This is a genomic window from Arenibacter catalasegens, from assembly GCF_002909235.1.
GTDB classification, from domain to species: domain Bacteria; phylum Bacteroidota; class Bacteroidia; order Flavobacteriales; family Flavobacteriaceae; genus Arenibacter; species Arenibacter catalasegens.
The window spans coordinates 54,988-76,479 of sequence record NZ_PHQQ01000007.1; the positions used below are offsets into that span (position 1 = coordinate 54,988).

Sequence of the window (21,492 nt, forward strand, 5' to 3'; positions counted from 1 at the left end):
TGATTATAACGATGTTATTTTTTTTGAACCCCCTAAAAATTAGGGGGTAAATTATTAAATAATTATTTTTTGTGGATTATTTTAATGAATTGTTATTTTTGTCAAAAATGTATTTATGTCAAATCAAAGGTTTAAGGCTATAGCTAACAGTCATACTAGGAGTAAATTGGAAATTGAAGAAACTGGTAGGCGTTCGGAATATTTTGGGGCGAACGTGTTCAATGAGGAGCGTATGTTGCAATACTTGACCAAAGATGCGTATGACAGGGTGAAGGCTGCTGTAGTGTCCGGTGCCAAAATAGATAGAAAAGTAGCCGATCAGGTGGCCGAAGGAATGAAGACTTGGGCCATATCTATGGGGGCTACCCACTATACGCATTGGTTTCAGCCACTCACCGGAGCAACTGCAGAAAAGCACGATGCTTTTTTTGACTTTTCAACGGAGGGTAGGGTAATGGAGAAGTTTGGAGGTGGCCAATTGGTTCAGCAAGAGTCCGATGCATCCAGTTTCCCCAATGGGGGAATTCGCAACACCTTTGAAGCCAGGGGCTATACGGCATGGGATCCAACATCTCCTGCATTTTTATATGGTAGCACCCTTTGTATACCAACTGTTTTTGTGGCTTATACCGGTGAGGCCCTTGATAACAAGGCGCCACTCTTAAGGGCATTGAACGCCATGGATGAGGCCGCTACTGCCGTTGCAAAGTTCTTTGATAAAAACGTAACCAAAGTTTATGCTACCTTGGGTTGGGAACAGGAATATTTCCTAATAGATAAATCCTTGGCATTTTCCCGCCCGGATATAAGTTTGGCCGGCCGAACATTGGTAGGGCATTCTGCAGCAAAAGGTCAGCAATTGGATGATCATTATTTCGGGGTTATTCCAAATCGGGTGTTGAATTTCATGAAAGATTTGGAAATGGAATGTACCAAATTGGGTATTCCTGTAAAAACAAGACATAATGAAGTAGCACCGAACCAGTTTGAATTGGCACCAATTTTTGAGGAAACCAATTTGGCGGTAGATCACAATCTTTTGCTTATGGATGTCATGGAAAAGATTGCTGATAAGCACTTTTTTAAAGTACTTTTTCACGAAAAACCTTTTAAGGATATAAACGGTTCTGGGAAACATAACAATTGGTCCTTGGCAACAGACACCGGTGTTAATTTGCTTAGTCCAGGGTCCACCCCAATGAAAAATTTGCAGTTTCTGACTTTTTTCGTGAATACTATAAAGGCCGTAGATAATTATGAGGAATTATTGCGTTCTTCCATAGCTTCCGCAAGTAACGACCATAGGTTGGGTGCCAACGAGGCACCACCTGCCATTATGTCGATATTTATAGGCGAACAATTAAATGAGGTCCTAAATGAATTGGAAGGGGTTACCAAAGGAAAATTATCTCCGGAAGAAAAAACGGAATTAAAGCTTAACGTGGTCGGTAAGATCCCTGAAATATTATTGGACAATACGGATCGTAATCGTACCTCTCCATTTGCATTTACTGGAAATAAATTTGAAATGCGAGGTGTAGGGTCCAAATCCAATTGCGCTAAGCCAATGACGGTTCTGAACACCATTGTGGCCAAACAACTTATTGCCTTTAAAAAAGAGGTGGATCAATTGGTGGACAAGAAGGGACTTAAAAAGGATGAGGCTATCTTTAATGTTCTAAGGGAATATATTAAAACCTCCAAAAGGATTAGGTTCGAGGGCGATGGTTATAGTGCAGCATGGGAAAATGAAGCCAAATCCAGAGGGTTGAGCAATAATAAAAACACACCTCAGGCATTACAGGTACTTACCTCCAAGGAAAGCTTGGCATTGTTCAAGTCTATGAACGTCATGAGCGAAATAGAGGTAAGGGTAAGGCAAGAAGTGGAATTGGAGGAATATATTCTTCATATTCAAATAGAAGGAAGGGTTTTTAATGAGCTTGCTTATGGATATGTAATTCCGGCTGCGGTAGAATATCAGAATAAATTGATAAAAAACGTCGTAGGCCTAAAGGAGATATATGGTGCTGCCCATAAAAAAATGTCCGAAAGTCAATTGGATATTGTGGAGCGAATTTCTGAACATATCCGTGCCATAAAAATTAAGACCGATGCTATGGTAGACGAAAGAAAAAAAGCCAACAATATGTCGGATATAAACAAGAAGGCCTTTGCCTATTGTGAGAATGTGCGACCCTATTTTGATGAAATACGCTACCATTGCGATAAATTGGAGCAATTGGTAGGAGATGAATACTGGCCCCTAACCAAATATAGGGAACTGTTGTTCATTAAATAATTTGGACGTTTATAAATAATTGGATTAAAAGCCCACAATTAGTGGGCTTTTTTTATGGATTCCACTATTTTTGTCGCAAACTTTTATTCATGAGCTCATCCAACAGCAAAAGATACGATCAAAGAGGAGTTTCTGCTTCTAAAGAAGACGTGCACAATGCCATAAAAAATATTGATAAGGGCTTGTTTCCTCAGGCCTTTTGCAAAATTGTACCCGATTACCTTACCAATGATGAGGATTACTGTTTGGTGATGCATGCCGATGGGGCAGGTACAAAATCTTCTCTAGCCTATATGTATTGGAAAGAGACTGGGGACATCTCCGTTTGGAAGGGAATAGCCCAGGATGCCTTGATCATGAATGTGGACGATCTAATTTGCGTTGGGGCTACGGACAACATTATGTTGTCCTCAACCATAGGGAGAAATAAAAATTTAATCCCAGGAGAGGTTATTTCTGCCATAATAAATGGTACGGAAGAGTTGATCTCGGATTTGGAAAAACACGGAATTACCATTAGGTCTACGGGTGGGGAAACAGCTGATGTAGGGGATTTGGTGCGTACCATAATTGTGGATTCCACGGTGACCGCAAGATTGAAAAGAAGTGAAGTAATCAACAATGCCAATATTAAGGCGGGAGATGTTATTGTTGGATTGTCTTCTTATGGACAAGCCAGTTACGAAAAGCAATATAACGGAGGTATGGGAAGCAACGGTCTTACCTCTGCCAGACATGATGTTTTTGCAAAATACTTAGGAGAGAAATATCCTGAAAGCTATGATGCAGCAGTGCCTGAGGATTTGGTGTATTCCGGGAATGTGAAATTGACGGATGAGGTTCCTAACGCTCCTTTGGATGCAGGGAAATTAGTTTTGTCGCCAACCCGGACCTATGCGCCAATAGTCAAAAAAATACTCAAGAAATACGATTCGAGTGCTATTCATGGAATGGTACACTGTAGTGGTGGTGCGCAGACCAAAATTCTTCATTTTGTGGAAAACCTCCATATTATAAAAGATAACCTATTTCCGGTCCCTCCATTGTTTAAATTAATACAGGAACAATCCGGGACAGATTGGAAGGAGATGTACCAAGTTTTTAATTGTGGCCACAGGTTGGAATTGTATGTTGACCCATCTATTGCAAGTGATCTTATTGCTATTTCGGAAAGCTTTGGCGTGTCAGCTCAAATTGTTGGCAAAGTGGAAGCTAATTCTGTTAAAAAACTCACAATTGAAAGCGAGTACGGCACCTTTGAGTATTAGGGTATACGAATACCTTTTTTTTAGCGTTGTTTTATAAAGAAATTACGCTATGGAAAGAAAGCAGTTTTTAAGGACTTTAGGAACGGGTGCAGCATTTGCGCTCACATTTCCATGTTTAAATGGTTGCTCTAAAGATAATGACAACGGCGATATTGTGGAAGTCCCGACTGGTGTAGACTTCACTATTGATTTGAATTCTTCCGAGGGAGCCAAGTTGACGAACAATGGCAGTTTTATTTTAAAAAATTTGGTGGTGGTCGTTAAAGATTTGGATGGTAACTTTGTGGCTGCTAGTCAGGTTTGTAGTCATGAATCTTATGACCAAGTGCGTTTTACGACTAGTAATGGAGGTATTTTTCACTGTGATGTACACGGGTCACGATTTGAACTGGACGGCACACCTTTAAATCAAGTGGATAGTAATCCAGCAAAGCAACTAAAAATATTTAATACGGAGTTGAACGGGCAGATCCTTCGTGTATTTGAATAGTCAAATCTGATTTATAACCTACATTTTTTCATGAGTTTTTCACCAATATTGTTCTACATCCGTTTATTTTATGCCTTTTGGATATTTCCTTTTTTAGATAATGGAATTATGCGAGCTATTAATGATATGGGATTTCTGATCAGGGAAAAAGTTAATTTTTATTGGGCCCCTATTTATGAACTAAAATTCTTCAATGGAAATTCAATTTCTATTTTTAAGAAGGAAAATAGTTCAATCTTTAACTTTGTTTAAGGTGAGGATCTTATTTTCTCTTATTTTATTTTGGATGGCGCTAATGTGCCATGCCCAAGTACAAAAGTTCGTTACGGTACAGCGAACCGTGACCTTAATGGGGGAAAAATTTGATATTACCATTGTGGCCGATAACGAGGAAATAGGATATATAAATATCGAAGAGGCCGTATCTGAAATTAAAAGAATAGAAAAGCTGATGTCTTCTTGGGACGAGGAATCGGAAACCTCAGAAATCAATAGAAATGCCGGCATAAAACCGGTTAAGGTTAGTGTTGAACTATTTAAGCTAATAGAAAGGGCAAATCAAATTTCAGAAATTACCGATGGCGCTTTTGATATTTCATTTGCCGGGTTGGACAAAGTTTGGAAATTTGATGGCACTATGAAATACAAGCCCACCAATGATCAGATTAGGCAGTCTGTGAGTAAGGTAGGTTATGGTAAAATTGTTCTCAATGAGGATAATCATACGGTATTCCTAAAAATGAAAGGGATGAAGATTGGCTTGGGGGCTATAGCCAAGGGTTATGCTGTTGATAAGGCCAAAGAACTGATGGTGGAAAAACAAGTACGTGCAGGAGTTATTAATGCATCAGGAGATCTTACATCTTGGGGTACCAAGGCAACAGGGGAGAAGTGGTTGATCGGTATTGCCAATCCACTTAGTAAGGATAAGATATTTTCTTGGTTGCCTGTCCTGGAATCTTCCGTTGCTACTTCAGAAAGCTATGACAAATATATTTCCTTTGAAGGAAAAAAATATTCCCATATTATTGATCCGCGGTCAGGACTTCCTACTACTGGAATAAATAGTGTATCTGTCTTTTCAAAAACAGCTGAATGGTCAGATGCTATGGCCACGGCTATTTTTGTACTTGGGGTTGATTCGGGAATGGCCTTGATAAACCAATTAAAGGGAACTGAGGTGATTATTGTGGATAGTAATAACAAGATGCACAAAAGCAGTGGTATTTTATTCGATTAGACCCTTATACAAATAGCCTTCACTAATCAGTTCTTCTTTTCTTGTTATTTTTTTTGAACAGCCATTTTTAAGTAGATATATAGTGTCACTTACCTCTACGATATCCTTGTAGAAGTGATCGGTTAAAATAATAATACTGGTCTTTTTTATTTCGTTGATCAAAGCTTTAAATTTTTCCACATATAGTGGTGCTATAAAGGAGAATGGCTCATCTAGAAGTATTATTTTTTTCCCCGACATAAGTATTAAATAGGCTTCAATAACCCTGACCTCGCCAGAGGATAAATATTTGATTTTTGTATTGCCGTATTTTTTAAAACTTTCAAAATGGTAGATAAAGGTCTCCCACGAAACATTAAATAACTTAAATACCAGATTGATCTTTAAATTCTTTGGTAAAAGTGGATATTGGGGCAGATAACCAATTATACTTGTTTGGTACAAAGGTTTTGAAAAGCATTTTTCATTACTGCGAATGTTCTTGTATTTTGGTTGTAAATCTCCGAACAAAATTCTCAATAAACATGTTTTTCCACTTCCATTTCGTCCAAGGATTCCGGTGACTTTTCCAATTTCCGACTTTATGTAAATTCCGTATAGGATCTTTTTGCCATCAAACTCCAGGTCAACACTGTCTATTTCCAATATCAAAATACAAGGATGAGGTTTACAATTGTGAAGGTAATGATAGTGTCGAACAATAGTGCCAAGACAAAAAGGACGGTTTTTGAGATGCCAAAATTTTGATAAAACGTCAAACGTTTTCTGAGGCCAATTTCAAAATAAAATAGAAAAAGGCCTAAGTAGAATAATATTTTGGAGGTCAGGATCATGGTGTTTAGATGGGGCATATTAAAGATAGCCCTACCGCTAAACAGCATAAAAAGGGTAATAAGAAAGGATATCCATAGATACGGCTTGGCAAAGAGAAAACCTAATTGATAGGTTCTAAACTTGAAAATTGAATTCATCTATTATTAGGATATGCTTAAATGTACAAATTTATCGTAAATTCGCAATCCAAGTGTAGATTGTATATGATAGATAAATTAAACATAGTAAAGCAACGTTTCGATGAGGTTTCGGACCTTATAATTCAGCCAGGAATTATCGCCGACCAGAAGCGTTATGTGGCGCTAAACAAGGAATATAAGGATTTAAAACGGCTAGTGGATAAGAGAACTCTTTATTTGGAGTTCACCAATAATATTTCCGAAGCAGAGGAGATTTTGTCCGATGGTAGTGATCCCGAAATGGTAGATATGGCTAAAATGCAGTTGGAAGAGGCCAAGGCAAAATTGCCCAAATTGGAGGATGAAATTAAATTTATGCTGATACCAAGGGATCTGGAAGATTCCAAAAACGTAGTGGTTGAGGTACGGGCAGGTACAGGAGGTGACGAAGCAAGTATTTTTGCCGGTGACCTTTTTAGAATGTATACCAAATATTGTGAATCCAAGGGATGGAAAACGAATGTTATTGACCTAAGTGAAGGTACCAGTGGGGGCTATAAGGAAATCCAGTTCGAGGTTACGGGCGAGGATGTTTATGGCACCCTTAAGTTTGAAGCTGGAGTACATCGTGTTCAACGCGTTCCACAAACTGAAACACAAGGTAGGGTGCATACCAGTGCCGCTACCGTAATGGTGCTTCCTGAGGCGGAAGACTTTGATGTACAGATCGACCCCAAGGAGGTTCGAATAGATTTTTTCTGTTCCTCTGGACCTGGAGGTCAATCGGTGAACACAACTTATAGCGCCGTACGTTTAACCCACTTACCTACAGGCTTGGTGGCCCAGTGCCAAGATCAGAAATCACAGCACAAAAACAAGGAAAAGGCATTCAAGGTGTTGCGCTCGCGTTTGTATGATATGGAACTGGCAAAAAAGCAGGAGGAAGATTCTGCCAAGAGAAATTCCCAAGTGAGCAGTGGTGACCGTTCCGCTAAAATTAGAACCTATAATTATCCACAAGGCAGGGTAACCGACCATAGAATCGGTTTAACTCTTTATGACTTGCAAAACATTATTAATGGGGATATTCAACGTATCATAGACGAACTAAGTTTAGTCGAGAATACGGAGAAATTAAAAGAAGCCTCTGAGATTTTTTAATTCCTATGACCACTCAGTTTTTAGTTGAACAGATCCGAAAAAAGGAATCCTTTCTTTGTATAGGATTGGATACAGACTTGGATAAAATTCCAAAGCACTTACTAAATGAGAATGATCCCATTTTTGCATTTAATAAGGGCATTATAGATGCCACACACCATTTGTGTGTTGCCTACAAACCCAATATTGCCTTTTATGAGGCATACGGAATAAAAGGTTGGCAGGCTTTGGAAAAAACGATTAACTATTTAAATAGCAATTATCCTGAAATATTTACTATTGCGGATGCCAAACGCGGCGATATAGGCAATACTTCCTCGAGATATGCCAAGGCATTTTTTGAAGATCTGGGCTTTGACTCGATTACCATTGCACCATATATGGGAAGAGATTCTGTGGAGCCGTTTTTAACTTTTAAGGATAAGCATACTATACTATTGGCACTTACTTCCAATATGGGGGCATTTGATTTTCAGACGAAGATAGTAGAGGGTCAGGAGCTGTATAAGGAGGTTTTGGAAATTTCAAAAACCTATGCAAATTCAGGAAATTTAATGTATGTCGTAGGAGCAACAAAAGCTACTTTTTTGACTGAAATAAGAAAAATTGTCCCTGAGAGTTTTTTGCTGGTACCAGGGGTAGGGGCACAGGGCGGCAGTTTATCCGAAGTCTGTAAATATGGTATGAACGATAATGTGGGACTTTTGGTGAATTCCTCAAGAGGAATTATTTACGCCTCGGACCAAAAAGATTTTGCGCAGGTATCGGCTGAAAAGGCTAGAGAACTGCAATTGGAAATGAGTTTGGAGCTAAAAAAACGCTAAAGCTTTTATTGAACCAAGTTTTGGATTATTTTTTGGATTTTCATGGCTTTCAATTCAAAAAACTCAGCAAGTTTTAAATCTGAATGTTTAATACTTGAAGCCTTATCCATGAAATTTTGATACTGGTACTCCAATAAGTTAATTTCATGGGTACCGTTCTCCATAGGTGTAACTGAGCCGACTTTGCAATATTGATTTTCCATAAATATTTTTTTAACAAATATAAATAGAAACAAGGTTCAAACAGACTCTGTTAGGGGGTATTGGTCTAATAATCAGGTAATTTATCTATTTTTTAACCTAGCGGTAATGTCAGTGGTATAATTTGATATTTTTGAACCTTATCACGGCTATTATATTTAATGCTACTTTTATAAAAAATGCATATTGATCAGTTATAATACACATATTCATAATACTTCCATTAAATGGGTGACTTTTGTACACGGTGCGGGAGGTAGCTCCACTATTTGGTATAAGCAGCTCAGGGAATTTAAAAAACATTTTAATGTACTTCTTTTAGATCTTAGGGGGCATGGAAACTCCAAGCCTAATCTTAAGGACGCCTTTAAGGATAAGTATACATTTGATAATATAACCGAGGATATATTGGAGGTTATCAATTACGAAAAAATTGAAAGATCTCATTTTATAGGGATTTCTCTGGGTACCATTCTAATTCGAAATTTGGCCGAAAAGCATCCACATAGGGTGGAAAGCATGATTATGGGCGGGGCTATTATGAAATTGAATCTAAGGTCCCAGATATTGATGAAGCTCGGTGTTATATTAAAATCAATAGTTCCTTATTTATGGCTGTATAAATTTTTTGCATTTGTGATTATGCCAAATAAGAATCATAAGGAGTCCCGTTTGCTTTTTGTTAGAGAAGCCAAGAAATTATACCAAAAGGAATTCATACGCTGGTTTAAATTAACATCGGAAATTAATCCTTTACTCCATTTTTTCAGAACGGTTGATATTAAAATCCCAACACTCTATGTGATGGGTGCCGAGGATTATTTGTTTTTACCTACCATTAAACAAATTGTTCAGGATCATAAAAGTTCAGAGTTGATTGTAGTCCAAAACTGTGGGCATGTGGTGAATGTAGAGCAACCACAATTTTTTAATGATACGGTAATAGAATATCTATTAGTGAAATAGTCCATAGACCTTTCTCAGGATATTTTATGAAATTGGGTCCATCTTAACGGTCGCAATTATAGCAATACTTCGTGATAATAAATTAACACTAGGTCATAAAAAAAACCGGTGCTCCCACCGGTTTTAAACTAACTAACTCAAAAAATACTAACTCAAACTTTTATTTTATAGTTGTATTGCCATTTTGGCAATTAATAGGCTGTAGCGTATACTTGTAATTGTAACGGATAGAAATTAGATTTATTGTGCAAATTTCATATAAATTTTAAACCTTTAATCCTGCATGGCAAAAACCTTTTTTAATACAGTTGTGGTTCTAGAAGATACCTTGGTTCTAATTTCTTTTTCTTCCACGGCAATCATCGTAAATACACCTTTCAAAGCTTCTTGGGTAACATAATCCGTTAGGTCCGGATTTACATTATTGGTAAGGGGTATGTTGTTGTATCTCGTGATAAGATTATTCCATATTTTATCTGCCCCCACTTTTTCAAAGGAAGTTTTAATAACTGGATTAAACTTATTGTAGAGTTCTGTTTGTGTAGTATTGGTAAGGTAGACAGTAGCTGCATTGTCCGATCCCAATAGAATATTTTTAGCGTCGTTAAAGTTGATTCCTTTAACGGCGTTCACAAATATGGGAGTTGCTTCTTTAACGGCATCCTCAGCTGCCCTGTTCAGAATTTTAAGTCCTTCATCGGCTAAATTGGACAAACCTATATCCCTTAGGGTCTTGTCTACTTTTTGCAGTTCCTCCGGGAGTATAATTTTTACAAGTTCGTTATTTAAAAACCCATCGGTTTGGGTTAGTTTACTTACTTGTTTATCAATGCCCATAGTAAGGGCCTCTCTAAGTCCATTTGCAATTTCGTCATTGCCGATGGCGCCTCCTTGTGGTAATTGATTCACCACCTGTTGTAATTCTGAACAACCTAAAAATTGGAATAGGATTACGGCTAATAATATTTTTTTCATTTCTAAATTTTAATGTTATTACTATAACTTAAGCTATTGGGATTTAGTACATGGATTACGAGAAAATTACCGTCTTGTTATTATAGACCATGGTTTTTCTTCTAATATGAAGTTTTACGGCTCTGGAAAGAACAATTTTCTCCAAATCTCGCCCCTTGGTTATAAAGTCACTAATGCTATGTGCGTGGGTTACAGTAGTAACATCCTGCTCTATTATAGGACCAGCATCCAGTTCCTCGGTAACATAATGGCTTGTGGCCCCAATAATTTTAACCCCTCTTTCAAAGGCAGCGTGGTAAGGCTTAGCGCCAGCGAATGCAGGAAGAAACGAATGGTGTATGTTAATAATTTTATTGGGATACTGGTCAATGACTTTGCCACTCACTATTTGCATATATCGGGCCAATACAATAAAATCTATTTGGTACTCCTTTAAAAGGGCCAATTGACGGTTTTCCGCTTCACTTTTTGTGCTTTTTGTTATCGGAATATGGAAAAAAGGAATTTCGAATTGTTTGGCTACATATTCTAATTCACTGTGATTGCTAAGGATAAAGGGTATCTCAACCTCCAATTCGCCTATATTGTATCTGCTTAATAAATCATATAAACAATGATTGTATTTAGAAACGAATAGGGCCATTTTTGGTTTAAAGGATCCCAAATGCAAACTCCACTCCATTTGGTAGGGTTGGGCCAATTCGCTTTCAAATTCTTGTTTCAAATTCTTCACTGCCGGAATGTTCTTTTCAAAATCACTTTCCAGTCTCATGAAAAACACACCAGCTTCTTTATCTACGTGTTGATCAATGTAAATTATATTGCCGCCTTTTTTATGTATAAATCCAGTTACGGTACTTATTATTCCAGATTGGTCTGGGCAATTAATGAGGATGGTTGTCTTCAAAGTATACTTGTTTTAAGCTGTAAAATTAGGATTTTAGGAATGAAGTACTCTTACTAGGGACTATTTTTATAATATTCTAATTTTATGACTGTATATTTTGCGATTTCGCTAAATTGCACCCAAATAATTGTCTTTTATTTGACTTTTAAAATGTGGAAACCTAGGTATTTCAATATCTCCAATAACAGCAGTGCGGAACTACTCCGCAATAGGTGATTTTAATGAGATCAATTAAAGTGTAATAGTATTGTTAATATGAAGCAGCAGCTCCCGTATATTCCAAAAAATAAGGTTCGTATCGTCACCGCTGCATCCCTTTTTGATGGTCATGATGCTGCTATTAATATGATGCGACGCATTATTCAGTCCACAGGGGTGGAAGTTATTCATTTAGGTCATGATCGAAGTGTATGGGAGGTTGTGGAATGTGCCATTCAGGAAGATGTGAATGCCATAGCCATAACTTCATATCAGGGAGGGCATAATGAGTATTTTAAATATATGTACGACCTTTTATTGGAGAGGGGTGCAGGCCACATTAAAATTTTTGGTGGGGGTGGAGGGGTAATCTTGCCCGAGGAAATTAAGGATTTAATGGATTACGGCGTAACCCGAATATATTCCCCAGATGCAGGTAGGACTATGGGGCTGCAGGGTATGATCAATGATCTGGTCCGGCAAAGCGATTTTCCTATTCCATCTTTCAAAGAGCCTAAGGGTAAAAAAATTGGTCAATATTTAAAAGAAAGGAATGCGAATGCCATAGCTAGGCTCATAACTTTGGCCGAAAACAGGCACGAGGAATTTACAAAGATATTTTCGGGTTTAACACGCTCTAAAAGTACCGTGCCGGTACTTGGAGTTACAGGAACGGGAGGTGCTGGGAAGTCTAGTTTGGTAGATGAATTGGTCCGAAGGTTTTTAGTGGACTTTCAAAGTAAATCTATTGGAATAATTTCCGTGGACCCCTCAAAAAGAAAAACCGGTGGTGCCTTGTTGGGAGATCGTATTCGCATGAATGCTATTAACGATTCCCGAGTCTATATGCGTTCATTGGCTACCCGGCAATCCAATTTGGCGTTATCCCAACATGTTGATGAGGCAATTCAAGTACTAAAAGCTGCGGAATTCGACTTAATTATTTTGGAAACTTCGGGAATAGGACAATCGGATACCGAGATAATAGAACACTGTGATGTTTCTCTCTACGTCATGACGCCCGAATTTGGTGCGGCAACACAGTTGGAGAAAATAGATATGTTGGATTTTGCAGATATAGTGGCCATTAACAAGTTCGATAAAAGAGGGGCTCTTGATGCACTTCGGGATGTGAAAAAACAATATGTGCGTAATCATGGACTTTGGGAGGCTGATCCAGATGAGCTACCTATTTTCGGTACCGTGGCCTCACAGTTTAATGATCCAGGAATGAATCGTTTGTATAAGTCGGTCATGGACAAGTTGGTTACAAAAACCGGAACGGCTTTCAATTCTCAATTCGAAATTACCATTACCGATGCACAAAAGATTTTTATAATACCTCCTTCCCGAACTCGTTACCTATCGGAAATAGCCGAAAACAATAGGTCTTTTGATAAAAGGGCCCGTTCTCAAGCGGACCTGGCCCAAAGATTATATGGTATTTTTATTACTATTAAATCTATTTCTGGAGTAGACACCAATATAGATTTTAATTCATTTCTGAAGAAAAGCGGGTTAGATATCGACGGAATACTAAAGTTGTCCGTGCCTGAGGATAAAAAACTGTTATTGGAGCTATTGTCGAAGGAATTCGACCATATAAAAATGAATTTGGATCGCAATAACTGGGAACTTATCTTGAATTGGGAAAACAGGGTTCAACAGTACGGATTGCCAGTCTTCAAATTCAACGTAAGGGGAAAGGAAATTAAAATTGAAACACATACAAAATCCTTAGCCCACACGAAAATTCCTAAAATAGCGCTTCCAAAATATCAGGCTTGGGGAGACATTCTAAGCTGGATTCTTCAGGAAAACACGCCAGGTGAGTTTCCTTATACTGCTGGACTTTATCCATTTAAGCGAACAGAGGAAGATCCAGCCCGGATGTTTGCCGGAGAGGGTGGTCCGGAACGTACAAATAGGCGATTCCATTATGTTAGCTTGGGGTTATCGGCCAAGCGATTATCAACAGCCTTTGATTCGGTAACCCTTTATGGCCATGATCCTGATAACAGGCCGGATATCTATGGCAAAATAGGCAATGCGGGCGTTTCTGTTTGTTGTTTGGACGACGCGAAGAAATTGTATTCCGGTTTCGATCTGTGTAGTCCCACAACCTCTGTGAGTATGACCATTAATGGTCCTGCACCTATGTTGTTGGGGTATTTTTTGAATGCAGCTATTGATCAAAATTGTGAGAAGTATATTATTAAAAATGGATTGGAAAAAGAGGTTGAAAATAAAATAGCGACAATTTATAAGGGCCAGGGCCTGATGAGACCTAAATATATAGGTGGGCTGCCCGAGGGCAATAATGGTCTAGGGCTAATGCTTTTAGGAATTACTGGAGATCAAATCTTGCCCAGTGATGTATATGCGGAAATTAAAAAGAAAACACTGAATAAGGTAAGGGGTACTGTGCAAGCAGATATCTTAAAGGAGGATCAGGCTCAAAATACCTGTATTTTTTCTACGGAATTTGCCCTGCGTCTAATGGGTGATGTTCAGGATTACTTTATAAAGAACGACGTCCGTAATTTTTATTCGGTTTCTATTTCAGGTTATCACATTGCAGAGGCAGGAGCCAACCCTATTACTCAATTAGCCTTTACGCTTTCTAACGGTTTTACTTATGTGGAGTATTATTTAAGCCGTGGGATGGATATCAATAAATTTGGTCCTAATCTGTCTTTTTTCTTTTCCAATGGGACTGATCCCGAATATGCGGTGATAGGGAGGGTTGCCCGTAGGATTTGGGCAAAAGCTATGAATTTTAAATACGATGCCGGTCCAAGGGCACAGATGTTAAAGTATCATATTCAAACTTCGGGCCGCAGCTTGCATGCCCAGGAAATTGATTTTAACGACATCCGAACTACTTTACAAGCGCTCTACGCTATCTATGATAATTGTAATTCTTTACATACCAACGCTTATGATGAGGCAATAACCACCCCCACAGAGGAGTCGGTTCGTAGGGCCATGGCCATTCAATTAATAATAAACAAGGAATTGGGCCTCACTAAAAATGAAAATCCATTACAGGGGTCATTTATAATAGAAGAATTGACAGACTTGGTAGAGGAGGCCGTATTGTTGGAATTTGACCGTATTACGGAACGTGGGGGAGTTCTTGGGGCCATGGAAACAATGTATCAGAGGTCTAAGATTCAGGAGGAGAGCCTATATTATGAAACGCTAAAGCACAATGGGGACTTACCTATTATTGGGGTCAATACGTTTTTAAACTCCAAAGGTTCACCTACAATTTTGCCGGCAGAGGTTATCCGGGCCACAGAGGCTGAAAAACAGGCTCAAATTGATACATTGGAAAAATTACACACTAGAATGGGCGATTCGGCAAGGCAACAATTAGAGGATTTGAAGTTGGCAGTCATTAAAGGTGATAATATTTTTGAAAGACTAATGGAGGTTACAAAGTTCTGTTCCTTAGGACAAATTACCAAAGCATTATTTGGAGTAGGAGGGCAGTATAGGAGGAATATGTAATGTAGATAAAGCACTTAGACTACCTTAAGATTCAATTAGTTCCACTAATTGCTTTCAGTTTCCGAAACATCCTTAATTTATAGGTAATTAGGAGGTTGTAGTACTAATAACCCTAACTCCGAATGGATCGTCTCCAAACTTTGTACATTCTTCTGAAACTTTTTATTTCGCTTCTAAGAAGGTTTAAGTATTCCTTTTCTTTGACGCCATCTTTTTCTAAACCGGTACAATAAGAGTTTATGTTTCTAATTATAACATTGATGAAGGTGGCACTTCTCATTCTAGCTGCGTGACATTCAGAGCGCTCCGCTGCTGCTATTTGTTGAGGAATTAAAATGGAATCCGTTAAAAGGGAATCTACCATAATATCCCGTAGGCTGTTGGATTGATAAAGCTTTAGCAAATCCTTATTGTAAGATAGGTACGATGCAATTTCCCTGCTCATCTGTAAAAGATCCAAGGATTTGCGATAAATAGGAATCGTACTTAAGTTTTTATAGGGCATTTTTTATGGCAACTTTTGATATATAAAATTACGTAGAAATTAAGGAATATTAGTTTATATAATAAGGTAAAATTGTACATTAGCTATTGAAAGTTAATAATTTTAATCATTTACGTGTTGAATACAAAGATTGATGTCCTTAATTGGAAGATTTTAAAATTGCTACAGGAAAATGCCCGGGAATCTTTTGCGAATATTGGCAGGAAAGTAGGGTTAACTCCTCCTGCGGTTGCAGAAAGGGTGAAAAAAATGGAGGATTTGGGTGTTATTACAGGGTATAAAGCTGTGGTGTCCCATTCCCATACGGGATATCAATTAAAAGCTATAATTACGTTGCGTGCCTTTATGGGAAAATTACGACCATTTTTAGAAATTGTAAACACCTATGAGGAAGTCGTTAATTGTTATCGGATTACAGGAAATGAAAATATTATTATGTTGGTGGTCCTAAAGGATCAATTTCATTTAGAAAAATTTATAGATAAGCTTATACAATATGGAGAGACCCGTACCCATATTATCTTGTCGGATGTAGTTTCTAACGCTCCCATTAGAAAGAGGGAGGTATAAGTGCGATGTTAAATTGATTTTGCAAACGGAATTTTCAATTAAAAGAGGTTAACCTCTTTGGTGCTAATGTATTTATTATTTAATTTAATGTATTATAAAGGGCTAGTTAAAAAGTTGGCCGTGTTTAACTTTGCTTAAACTATAGTTTTCCGAATCTCTGAGATATCTTAGAATGAAGGAAAGGAGTATTAATTTGGCTAGATATTTGATGACAATAAGTCTATGAAGAAATTTATATTATTTCTGTTCCTTGGGGCGGTTTTTTTTGGTAATTCGCAGATAACCTTGAAGAAAGGTATCGTAATCGATTCGATCATAGTAAAGGATTCAATATCGGAAAGTTTTTCACTATACCTTCCTACTAGTTTTGAAATGGACAAGAATTGGCCCATCCTTTTTGTTTTTGATATGGCGGGCAGGGGTAAACAGGCCATTCGTATGTTCAAGGATGCGGCTGAAAACCAAGGGTATATCCTAGCGGCCTCAAACAATGTTAACGACTCTTTGACCACCTCCCAAAATATTTTGATAACGGGGAGAATGTTCAATGAAATTATAACGCTATTACCTATCCAAAAGGACAGGACCTATAGTGCCGGATTTGATAGTGGGGCCAGATTTGCATCTGTTTTACCCATTTTTGTAAAAGGTATAGCTGGGGTAATATCCAGTGGTGCAGTATATCCTAATTTAGAGATATTGGATGTTAATAATTTATTTCAGTTCATAGGAATCGTAGGCAAGGAAGATTATGCATATCCCGAAATGTTGATAGGAAAATCGCTATTGAGTAAATTGAAATTTCCAAATCAATTAATAGTATTTAACGGGGGTCATGAATGGCCCCAAGCCCAATATCTGGAAAAAGCTCTGGAAATTTTCACTTTATCTGCAATGGCTAAGGGAAAAATTGTGAAAGATGAAGCTTATGTAAATAGTACTTTTACTCAAAATCTGAAGGAAATAGATCGTTTAATTAATTCCAAAGGCTTAATTGAAGCTAATAACTTATTGGAGGAAGTTATGTCTGTATATAGAGCGTTCAAGGACACAGATTCCTTAAAAAAAATAAAACGTGAATTGAAAAAAGACAAAGTTTTCAAGACTATGACCCGTAATGAAAATAATACCTTGTTGAAGGAGTCTTTTATAAAGGAAGATTATGTTTATTATTTGGAGGAGGATTTGGCTACCTATAATTACAATAACTTGGGTTGGTGGATATACCAAATGGGGGAGTTAAAAAGGTATGATAAAAGTAAAATTGCGGCCGAACGGGAAATGGGAAAACGACTTTTGGGGTATGTAAATGCATTAATCGAGGATAATATGGATATTGTTCAAGGAGGGGGTCAGGTAGACCAAGAGGTCTTGAGTCTACTTTGGATGCTAAAGACAGTTACGGATCCTGATGATTATAGTTATTACTTGAAGATAATAGCTAACAGTGCCAATATGGAAGACTATGGAACCTCACTGTTTTATTTGGAGGAATTATTGAAAAACGGGTATACCGATAAAGCAGAATTATATAGTTTGGAAGGTACCGCCCTGCTGCGTATAACGCCAGAATTCAATGAGATTGTGGCAAAATATTTAAAAGATGCCCGTTACGATGTCATTGAGGAGAGATAGGTGCCTCTTGTGAATTATCATGCTGTTGCAATCCTTGGTATTATTCAATGTCCATCTTCTCTAATTGGTTATTGGAGAATAAAAAAATTCTTGTTTTCCTGGATTTTGTATAAGAATTTGCACTGCGAATCCGTCTTGCCAACCGTTAGATTTTAAGAATTTTTTTATTCAGAAATAGGGATGTTGTATTTTTATGCCAAAAGCAGGAAAATGAAGCAGTTATTTTTGATTTTAGTGATATTAACATGGGGTTGTAAGGAGAAAAGATATCACGATCAGGAGCAAAAGAAAATCGCGTCACTAGACACCGATGCTCTGGAGGAAATTGTGCAATTTCAAAATAAAATGAATGCGGAATTCAAAGATCCTGAAACGTCCCCCTTACCGGATAGGTTTAGAAAGGATTTTACTACCTTGGATTTCTATAAACCGGACACTACTTATAGGGTAATTGCAAATTTTATCAGAACGCCTGGGGCCTTACCTTTTCTAATGCCTACGACAACAGAAAGACAGACGGAGGAGGTTGTATATGGGGTAGTGACTTTTACTCTTAAAGGCCGCTCCCATAAGCTGGAAGTATATCAAAATCAGGAATTAATGCAGCAGGAGAAGTATACAGATTATTTATTCTTGCCCTTTGCCGACCTTACCAATGGGGAGGAAACCTATGGTGGCGGTAGATATCTGGACTTATCCATTCCTGACGGTGAAACCATTATTCTCGATTTTAACAAGGCTTATAACCCTTATTGCGCATATAACCCAAAATATTCCTGTCCATTGGTGCCCAAACAAAATAGACTGAATCTGGAGATTTTAGCAGGAGTGAAGGCATTTAAAAAGTGATAAAAATATAAAAGCCCAGCAATTATATTGCTGGGCTATAAATAATAAACTCAATTTTTTTTAGAAAGAATACACTGCGGCAAGAACAAATGAAGATAAACTCTTTTGTGGAGCCAAATCAGTATCTAGAAAGCTAAAGGAATCATCCGATGCGCTATCCAATCGCAATTCTGGTTTGATTATTAAATTTCCTATTGTAGCACTTCCAGTAAGTGTTACTGCAAAAACACTGGAATCTTCAACACCTGTTCCAATTGCACCATAGTCTCCTGTTTCAGTGAAATATTCACCTCTTAACCCTAGGGTGAAGTTCTCAGAAGTAGCGTATTGTGGATAAAGAGCTACTCCGGCGAAACCAATATCATCATTATCGTAAATGGCTGCATTGAGTCCCAAGAAGAATTCATCCGATAGGTCAAACCCACCTGTAAAGTCAATCTCAAATGCCCCGTCATCGGCTAGGAAGTTTAAGAATTGTCCGCTATAGCCTAATTGAGCACCAAAAGCATATTTTTCGGTGGGATTCAATTCGGTTTGATCCGTAGGATTCATGATGGCCAACATTAAGCTAAAGTCATCAGATAAGGTAAAGTCTGCTTTTAAGCCTGTATGGGAAAAAGGACCGTATGAAAATAAGTAAGAAGTGCTATAGTTAAAGTTAGCTACAGGAGAAATTACTTCATAACCTAAAAAGGTATTGAAATTTCCAAAGGTCAATTTTACAGATTCACTTACATTCCAGTATACATATAACTGGTTTACAATGTTTCCGGTAGCGGAATACAATGGTGAGGCAAAAATGGCATCGGTTCCTCTAGGTCCAAAAACAAGATCGGCAACAAATCCTACATCCTCGCCTTCGTAACCGGCTATTACATTGGCCATACCCAATGCAAAACCTGGTAGATTGGCAAAAGAAGATCCAGGAGCCGCATTGGGGGCACCCGAAGTCTCGTCAAAACCGTTGTCACCATTTAGGTTTGTCCTGTAATAAGCATCCACACTACCACTAATCGTGAATTTTTTATCTTCTTTTTCCTCCTCTTGAGCGAAGGTTACTGTTGAAGCAAGAACAAATGCAAGTAATAGTAAATTTTTTACGTATTTTGTGTAAATAATCGTTTTCATAATTCAATGGTTTGTATCCTATATCAGGATGTTAATTATATATTGAGTTGCTATATTGAAAAGGTTATTAACGGAGCGTTCTGCAAAACGCTCCGTTACCTTTTAGGTGTTATTAGTGTTGGTTCATCCTGAAATCGGCATAAGCATCCATTCCGTGCTCATGTAAATCTAGGCCTTCCAATTCTTCATCTTTGGAAACTCTGATTCCTGAAGTTTTCTTAATTGTATAGAGGATGATAAATGCTGTAAGGCAGCAGAATACGCCAGTAGCGGCTACTCCTGTTAATTGGTATAAAAGTTGGGATAGACCGGCCTTAACTCCGAAGATACCTACTGCTAAAGTACCCCAGATACCACAAATAAGATGCACCGCAACGGCTCCAACAGGGTCATCCAATTTTAATTTGTCTACCAATGCAACACCAAGGACAATAATTACCCCGGCCAATAGACCAATAATAATGGCTTCCATAGGAGACATTAAATCCGCTCCGGCAGTTATTCCTACCAAACCACCCAAGATACCATTTAACATCATGGTAAGGTCATAGTTCTTGTAAAGAATTGTTGAGAAAATAAAAGCCCCGATACCACCTGCAGCTGCTGCTAAGCAAGTTGTAACCAATACTATTGAAGTACCTGCTGGATCTGCGGATAAAACTGATCCACCATTAAATCCAAACCATCCCAACCAAAGAATAAGAACGCCTGCTGCTGCCAAAGGTATGTTGTGGCCAGGAATCGCATTTGGTTTTCCATCTTCGCCGAACTTACCAATTCTAGGTCCTAATATATAGATAGCGATCAAAGCTGCCCATCCTCCAACGGAGTGAACCAATGTAGATCCTGCAAAATCATGGAAACCACCAGCATCACCGCCAAGTGTGGACAAGAATCCACCGCCCCATTGCCAAGATCCTACTATAGGATAAACCAATCCTACATAGATAACGGTGAATATCATAAAACCACCAAGTTTAATACGTTCTGCTACTGCTCCAGAAACTATAGTAGCCGCTGTTGCGGCAAACATCGCCTGAAAAAGAAAATCTGTCCAATACGTATACCCTTCATTATAGCTTAGGTCTAAACTTCCGTCAGCTAGGATTGGAGCTTCTATACCAAATCCTGCAAAACCTAGAAAACCGTTGAAATCACCAGGATACATTAGGTTAAAGCCGCCTATATAGTAAAGGAGTAACCCTATACATATAATGAATACGTTCTTAAATAAAATATTGATTGTGTTTTTTTGTCTGGTTAGTCCGATTTCCAAAAGTGAAAATCCTAAATGCATGAAGAATACGAGAGCCGTACATATCATCATCCAAACGTTATTTGCTGTAAATAATCCTACGTCCATGTTGTTAATTGTTTGTTGGTTCTTAATTTTTTTAGTTGATTCCTGCTTTTCCGCTTTCTTTTGTTCTGATGCGATAGGCTTCTAAAACTTCCGAAACGAAAATTTTACCGTCACCTACATTACCAGAATATGCGGTTTCCAGAATCGTATTAACGGTACGTTCTAAGAACTCATCCGATATCACAATGGAAAGATACCTGCGTTGAATGTCGGATGTACTATAGGAAATGCCTCTATAGACATGACCTTCTTTTTCATTGCCGACACCAGTTACGTCCCAGTAACTAAAAAAGTTTACTTCGATTAGATGTAACGCTTTTTTTACGTCATCAAATTTTGACTTCCTAATAATTGCCTCGATTTTTTTCATAATTGATTTATTATTTATGAGGCAAAAATATATATTAAAATGATACCCCCCTATTTTTTAGGGGGTATATG

At 38.0% G+C, this 21,492-nt stretch carries 19 protein-coding genes; 11 read left to right on the forward strand and 8 right to left on the reverse strand.

All coding sequences use genetic code 11. The annotated features are described in order from the left end of the window. Positions 1 to 115 precede the first annotated feature (115 nt). The 4 genes from CWD90_RS07595 (at position 116) to CWD90_RS07615 (ending at position 5,300) form a co-directional block, all read left to right on the forward strand. The gene (locus CWD90_RS07595) at positions 116 to 2,302 is read left to right on the forward strand and encodes a glutamine synthetase III family protein (protein ID WP_103475344.1); all 2,187 of its coding nucleotides are present in this window, start codon (positions 116 to 118) and stop codon (positions 2,300 to 2,302) included. 89 nt (positions 2,303 to 2,391) lie between these two features. Beyond that, entirely contained in the window at positions 2,392 to 3,570 is a 1,179-nt protein-coding gene (locus CWD90_RS07600) for an AIR synthase related protein (protein ID WP_103475345.1), read from the forward strand. 49 nt (positions 3,571 to 3,619) lie between these two features. Next, complete coding sequence (locus CWD90_RS07605; RefSeq protein WP_103475346.1) at positions 3,620 to 4,060, forward strand: QcrA and Rieske domain-containing protein; 441 nt, start codon at positions 3,620 to 3,622, stop codon at positions 4,058 to 4,060. Positions 4,061 to 4,253: 193 nt separating this feature from the next. Next, positions 4,254 to 5,300 (forward strand): FAD:protein FMN transferase, encoded by a 1,047-nt coding sequence (locus CWD90_RS07615; protein WP_317045712.1) that lies wholly within the window; start codon positions 4,254 to 4,256, stop codon positions 5,298 to 5,300. Here the strand turns inward: CWD90_RS07615 and CWD90_RS07620 are convergent. Continuing rightward, the gene (locus CWD90_RS07620) at positions 5,289 to 5,951 is read right to left on the reverse strand and encodes an ATP-binding cassette domain-containing protein (protein ID WP_103475348.1); all 663 of its coding nucleotides are present in this window, start codon (positions 5,949 to 5,951) and stop codon (positions 5,289 to 5,291) included. The two genes, CWD90_RS07615 and CWD90_RS07620, sit on opposite strands and share 12 nt — an antisense overlap. A 386-nt stretch (positions 5,952 to 6,337) precedes the next feature. On the opposite strand from CWD90_RS07620, the gene prfA reads away from it, so the two are divergent. Together prfA and pyrF are read left to right on the forward strand one after the other, a co-directional pair. Continuing rightward, complete coding sequence (prfA, locus tag CWD90_RS07630) at positions 6,338 to 7,414, forward strand: peptide chain release factor 1 (RefSeq protein ID WP_103475350.1); 1,077 nt, start codon at positions 6,338 to 6,340, stop codon at positions 7,412 to 7,414. Positions 7,415 to 7,419: 5 nt separating this feature from the next. After that, a complete protein-coding gene (gene pyrF / locus CWD90_RS07635) occupies positions 7,420 to 8,238 on the forward strand; it encodes an orotidine-5'-phosphate decarboxylase (RefSeq protein WP_103475351.1) in 819 nt (272 codons plus the stop codon). Between the two features lie 5 nt (positions 8,239 to 8,243). Here pyrF and CWD90_RS07640 read toward each other — a convergent pair whose 3' ends face one another. Then, positions 8,244 to 8,441: a hypothetical protein gene (locus CWD90_RS07640; RefSeq protein WP_103475352.1), complete on the reverse strand. Its 198-nt coding sequence runs from the start codon at positions 8,439 to 8,441 to the stop codon at positions 8,244 to 8,246. Positions 8,442 to 8,625: 184 nt separating this feature from the next. On the opposite strand from CWD90_RS07640, the gene CWD90_RS07645 reads away from it, so the two are divergent. Beyond that, positions 8,626 to 9,405: an alpha/beta fold hydrolase gene (locus CWD90_RS07645; protein ID WP_103475353.1), complete on the forward strand. Its 780-nt coding sequence runs from the start codon at positions 8,626 to 8,628 to the stop codon at positions 9,403 to 9,405. 273 nt (positions 9,406 to 9,678) lie between these two features. Here CWD90_RS07645 and CWD90_RS07650 read toward each other — a convergent pair whose 3' ends face one another. Then, positions 9,679 to 10,380, reverse strand: a complete 702-nt coding sequence (locus CWD90_RS07650; protein ID WP_103475354.1) for a DUF4197 domain-containing protein — start codon at positions 10,378 to 10,380, stop codon at positions 9,679 to 9,681. A gap of 55 nt (positions 10,381 to 10,435) precedes the next feature. Continuing rightward, positions 10,436 to 11,287 carry a formyltetrahydrofolate deformylase gene (purU, locus tag CWD90_RS07655; RefSeq protein WP_103475355.1) on the reverse strand — a complete coding sequence of 284 codons (852 nt, stop codon included), beginning with the start codon at positions 11,285 to 11,287 and terminating at the stop codon, positions 10,436 to 10,438. A gap of 255 nt (positions 11,288 to 11,542) precedes the next feature. On the opposite strand from purU, the gene CWD90_RS07660 reads away from it, so the two are divergent. After that, positions 11,543 to 15,001 (forward strand): methylmalonyl-CoA mutase family protein, encoded by a 3,459-nt coding sequence (locus CWD90_RS07660; protein ID WP_103475356.1) that lies wholly within the window; start codon positions 11,543 to 11,545, stop codon positions 14,999 to 15,001. 112 nt (positions 15,002 to 15,113) lie between these two features. Here CWD90_RS07660 and CWD90_RS07665 read toward each other — a convergent pair whose 3' ends face one another. Further along, positions 15,114 to 15,506, reverse strand: a complete 393-nt coding sequence (locus CWD90_RS07665) for a hypothetical protein (protein ID WP_103442067.1) — start codon at positions 15,504 to 15,506, stop codon at positions 15,114 to 15,116. A 117-nt stretch (positions 15,507 to 15,623) separates the two neighbouring features. On the opposite strand from CWD90_RS07665, the gene CWD90_RS07670 reads away from it, so the two are divergent. The 3 genes from CWD90_RS07670 (at position 15,624) to CWD90_RS07680 (ending at position 18,560) form a co-directional block, all read left to right on the forward strand. Further along, on the forward strand, positions 15,624 to 16,076 hold the full coding sequence (locus tag CWD90_RS07670) for an Lrp/AsnC family transcriptional regulator (RefSeq protein ID WP_103475479.1): 453 nt from the start codon (positions 15,624 to 15,626) through the stop codon (positions 16,074 to 16,076). A 222-nt stretch (positions 16,077 to 16,298) separates the two neighbouring features. Beyond that, complete coding sequence (locus CWD90_RS07675) at positions 16,299 to 17,711, forward strand: alpha/beta hydrolase (RefSeq protein ID WP_103475357.1); 1,413 nt, start codon at positions 16,299 to 16,301, stop codon at positions 17,709 to 17,711. Positions 17,712 to 17,921: 210 nt separating this feature from the next. Next, complete coding sequence (locus CWD90_RS07680) at positions 17,922 to 18,560, forward strand: DUF1684 domain-containing protein (protein ID WP_103475480.1); 639 nt, start codon at positions 17,922 to 17,924, stop codon at positions 18,558 to 18,560. A 60-nt stretch (positions 18,561 to 18,620) separates the two neighbouring features. Here the strand turns inward: CWD90_RS07680 and CWD90_RS07685 are convergent, their stop codons facing one another. The 3 genes from CWD90_RS07685 to CWD90_RS07695 all read right to left on the reverse strand — a co-directional run bounded on the left by CWD90_RS07685 (position 18,621) and on the right by CWD90_RS07695 (position 21,421). Next, positions 18,621 to 19,688, reverse strand: a complete 1,068-nt coding sequence (locus CWD90_RS07685) for an outer membrane beta-barrel protein (protein ID WP_103475358.1) — start codon at positions 19,686 to 19,688, stop codon at positions 18,621 to 18,623. 112 nt (positions 19,689 to 19,800) lie between these two features. After that, positions 19,801 to 21,051 (reverse strand): ammonium transporter, encoded by a 1,251-nt coding sequence (locus CWD90_RS07690; RefSeq protein ID WP_103475359.1) that lies wholly within the window; start codon positions 21,049 to 21,051, stop codon positions 19,801 to 19,803. Positions 21,052 to 21,082: 31 nt separating this feature from the next. Next, the gene (locus tag CWD90_RS07695; protein ID WP_103475360.1) at positions 21,083 to 21,421 is read right to left on the reverse strand and encodes a P-II family nitrogen regulator; all 339 of its coding nucleotides are present in this window, start codon (positions 21,419 to 21,421) and stop codon (positions 21,083 to 21,085) included. Positions 21,422 to 21,492: the final 71 nt, after the last annotated feature.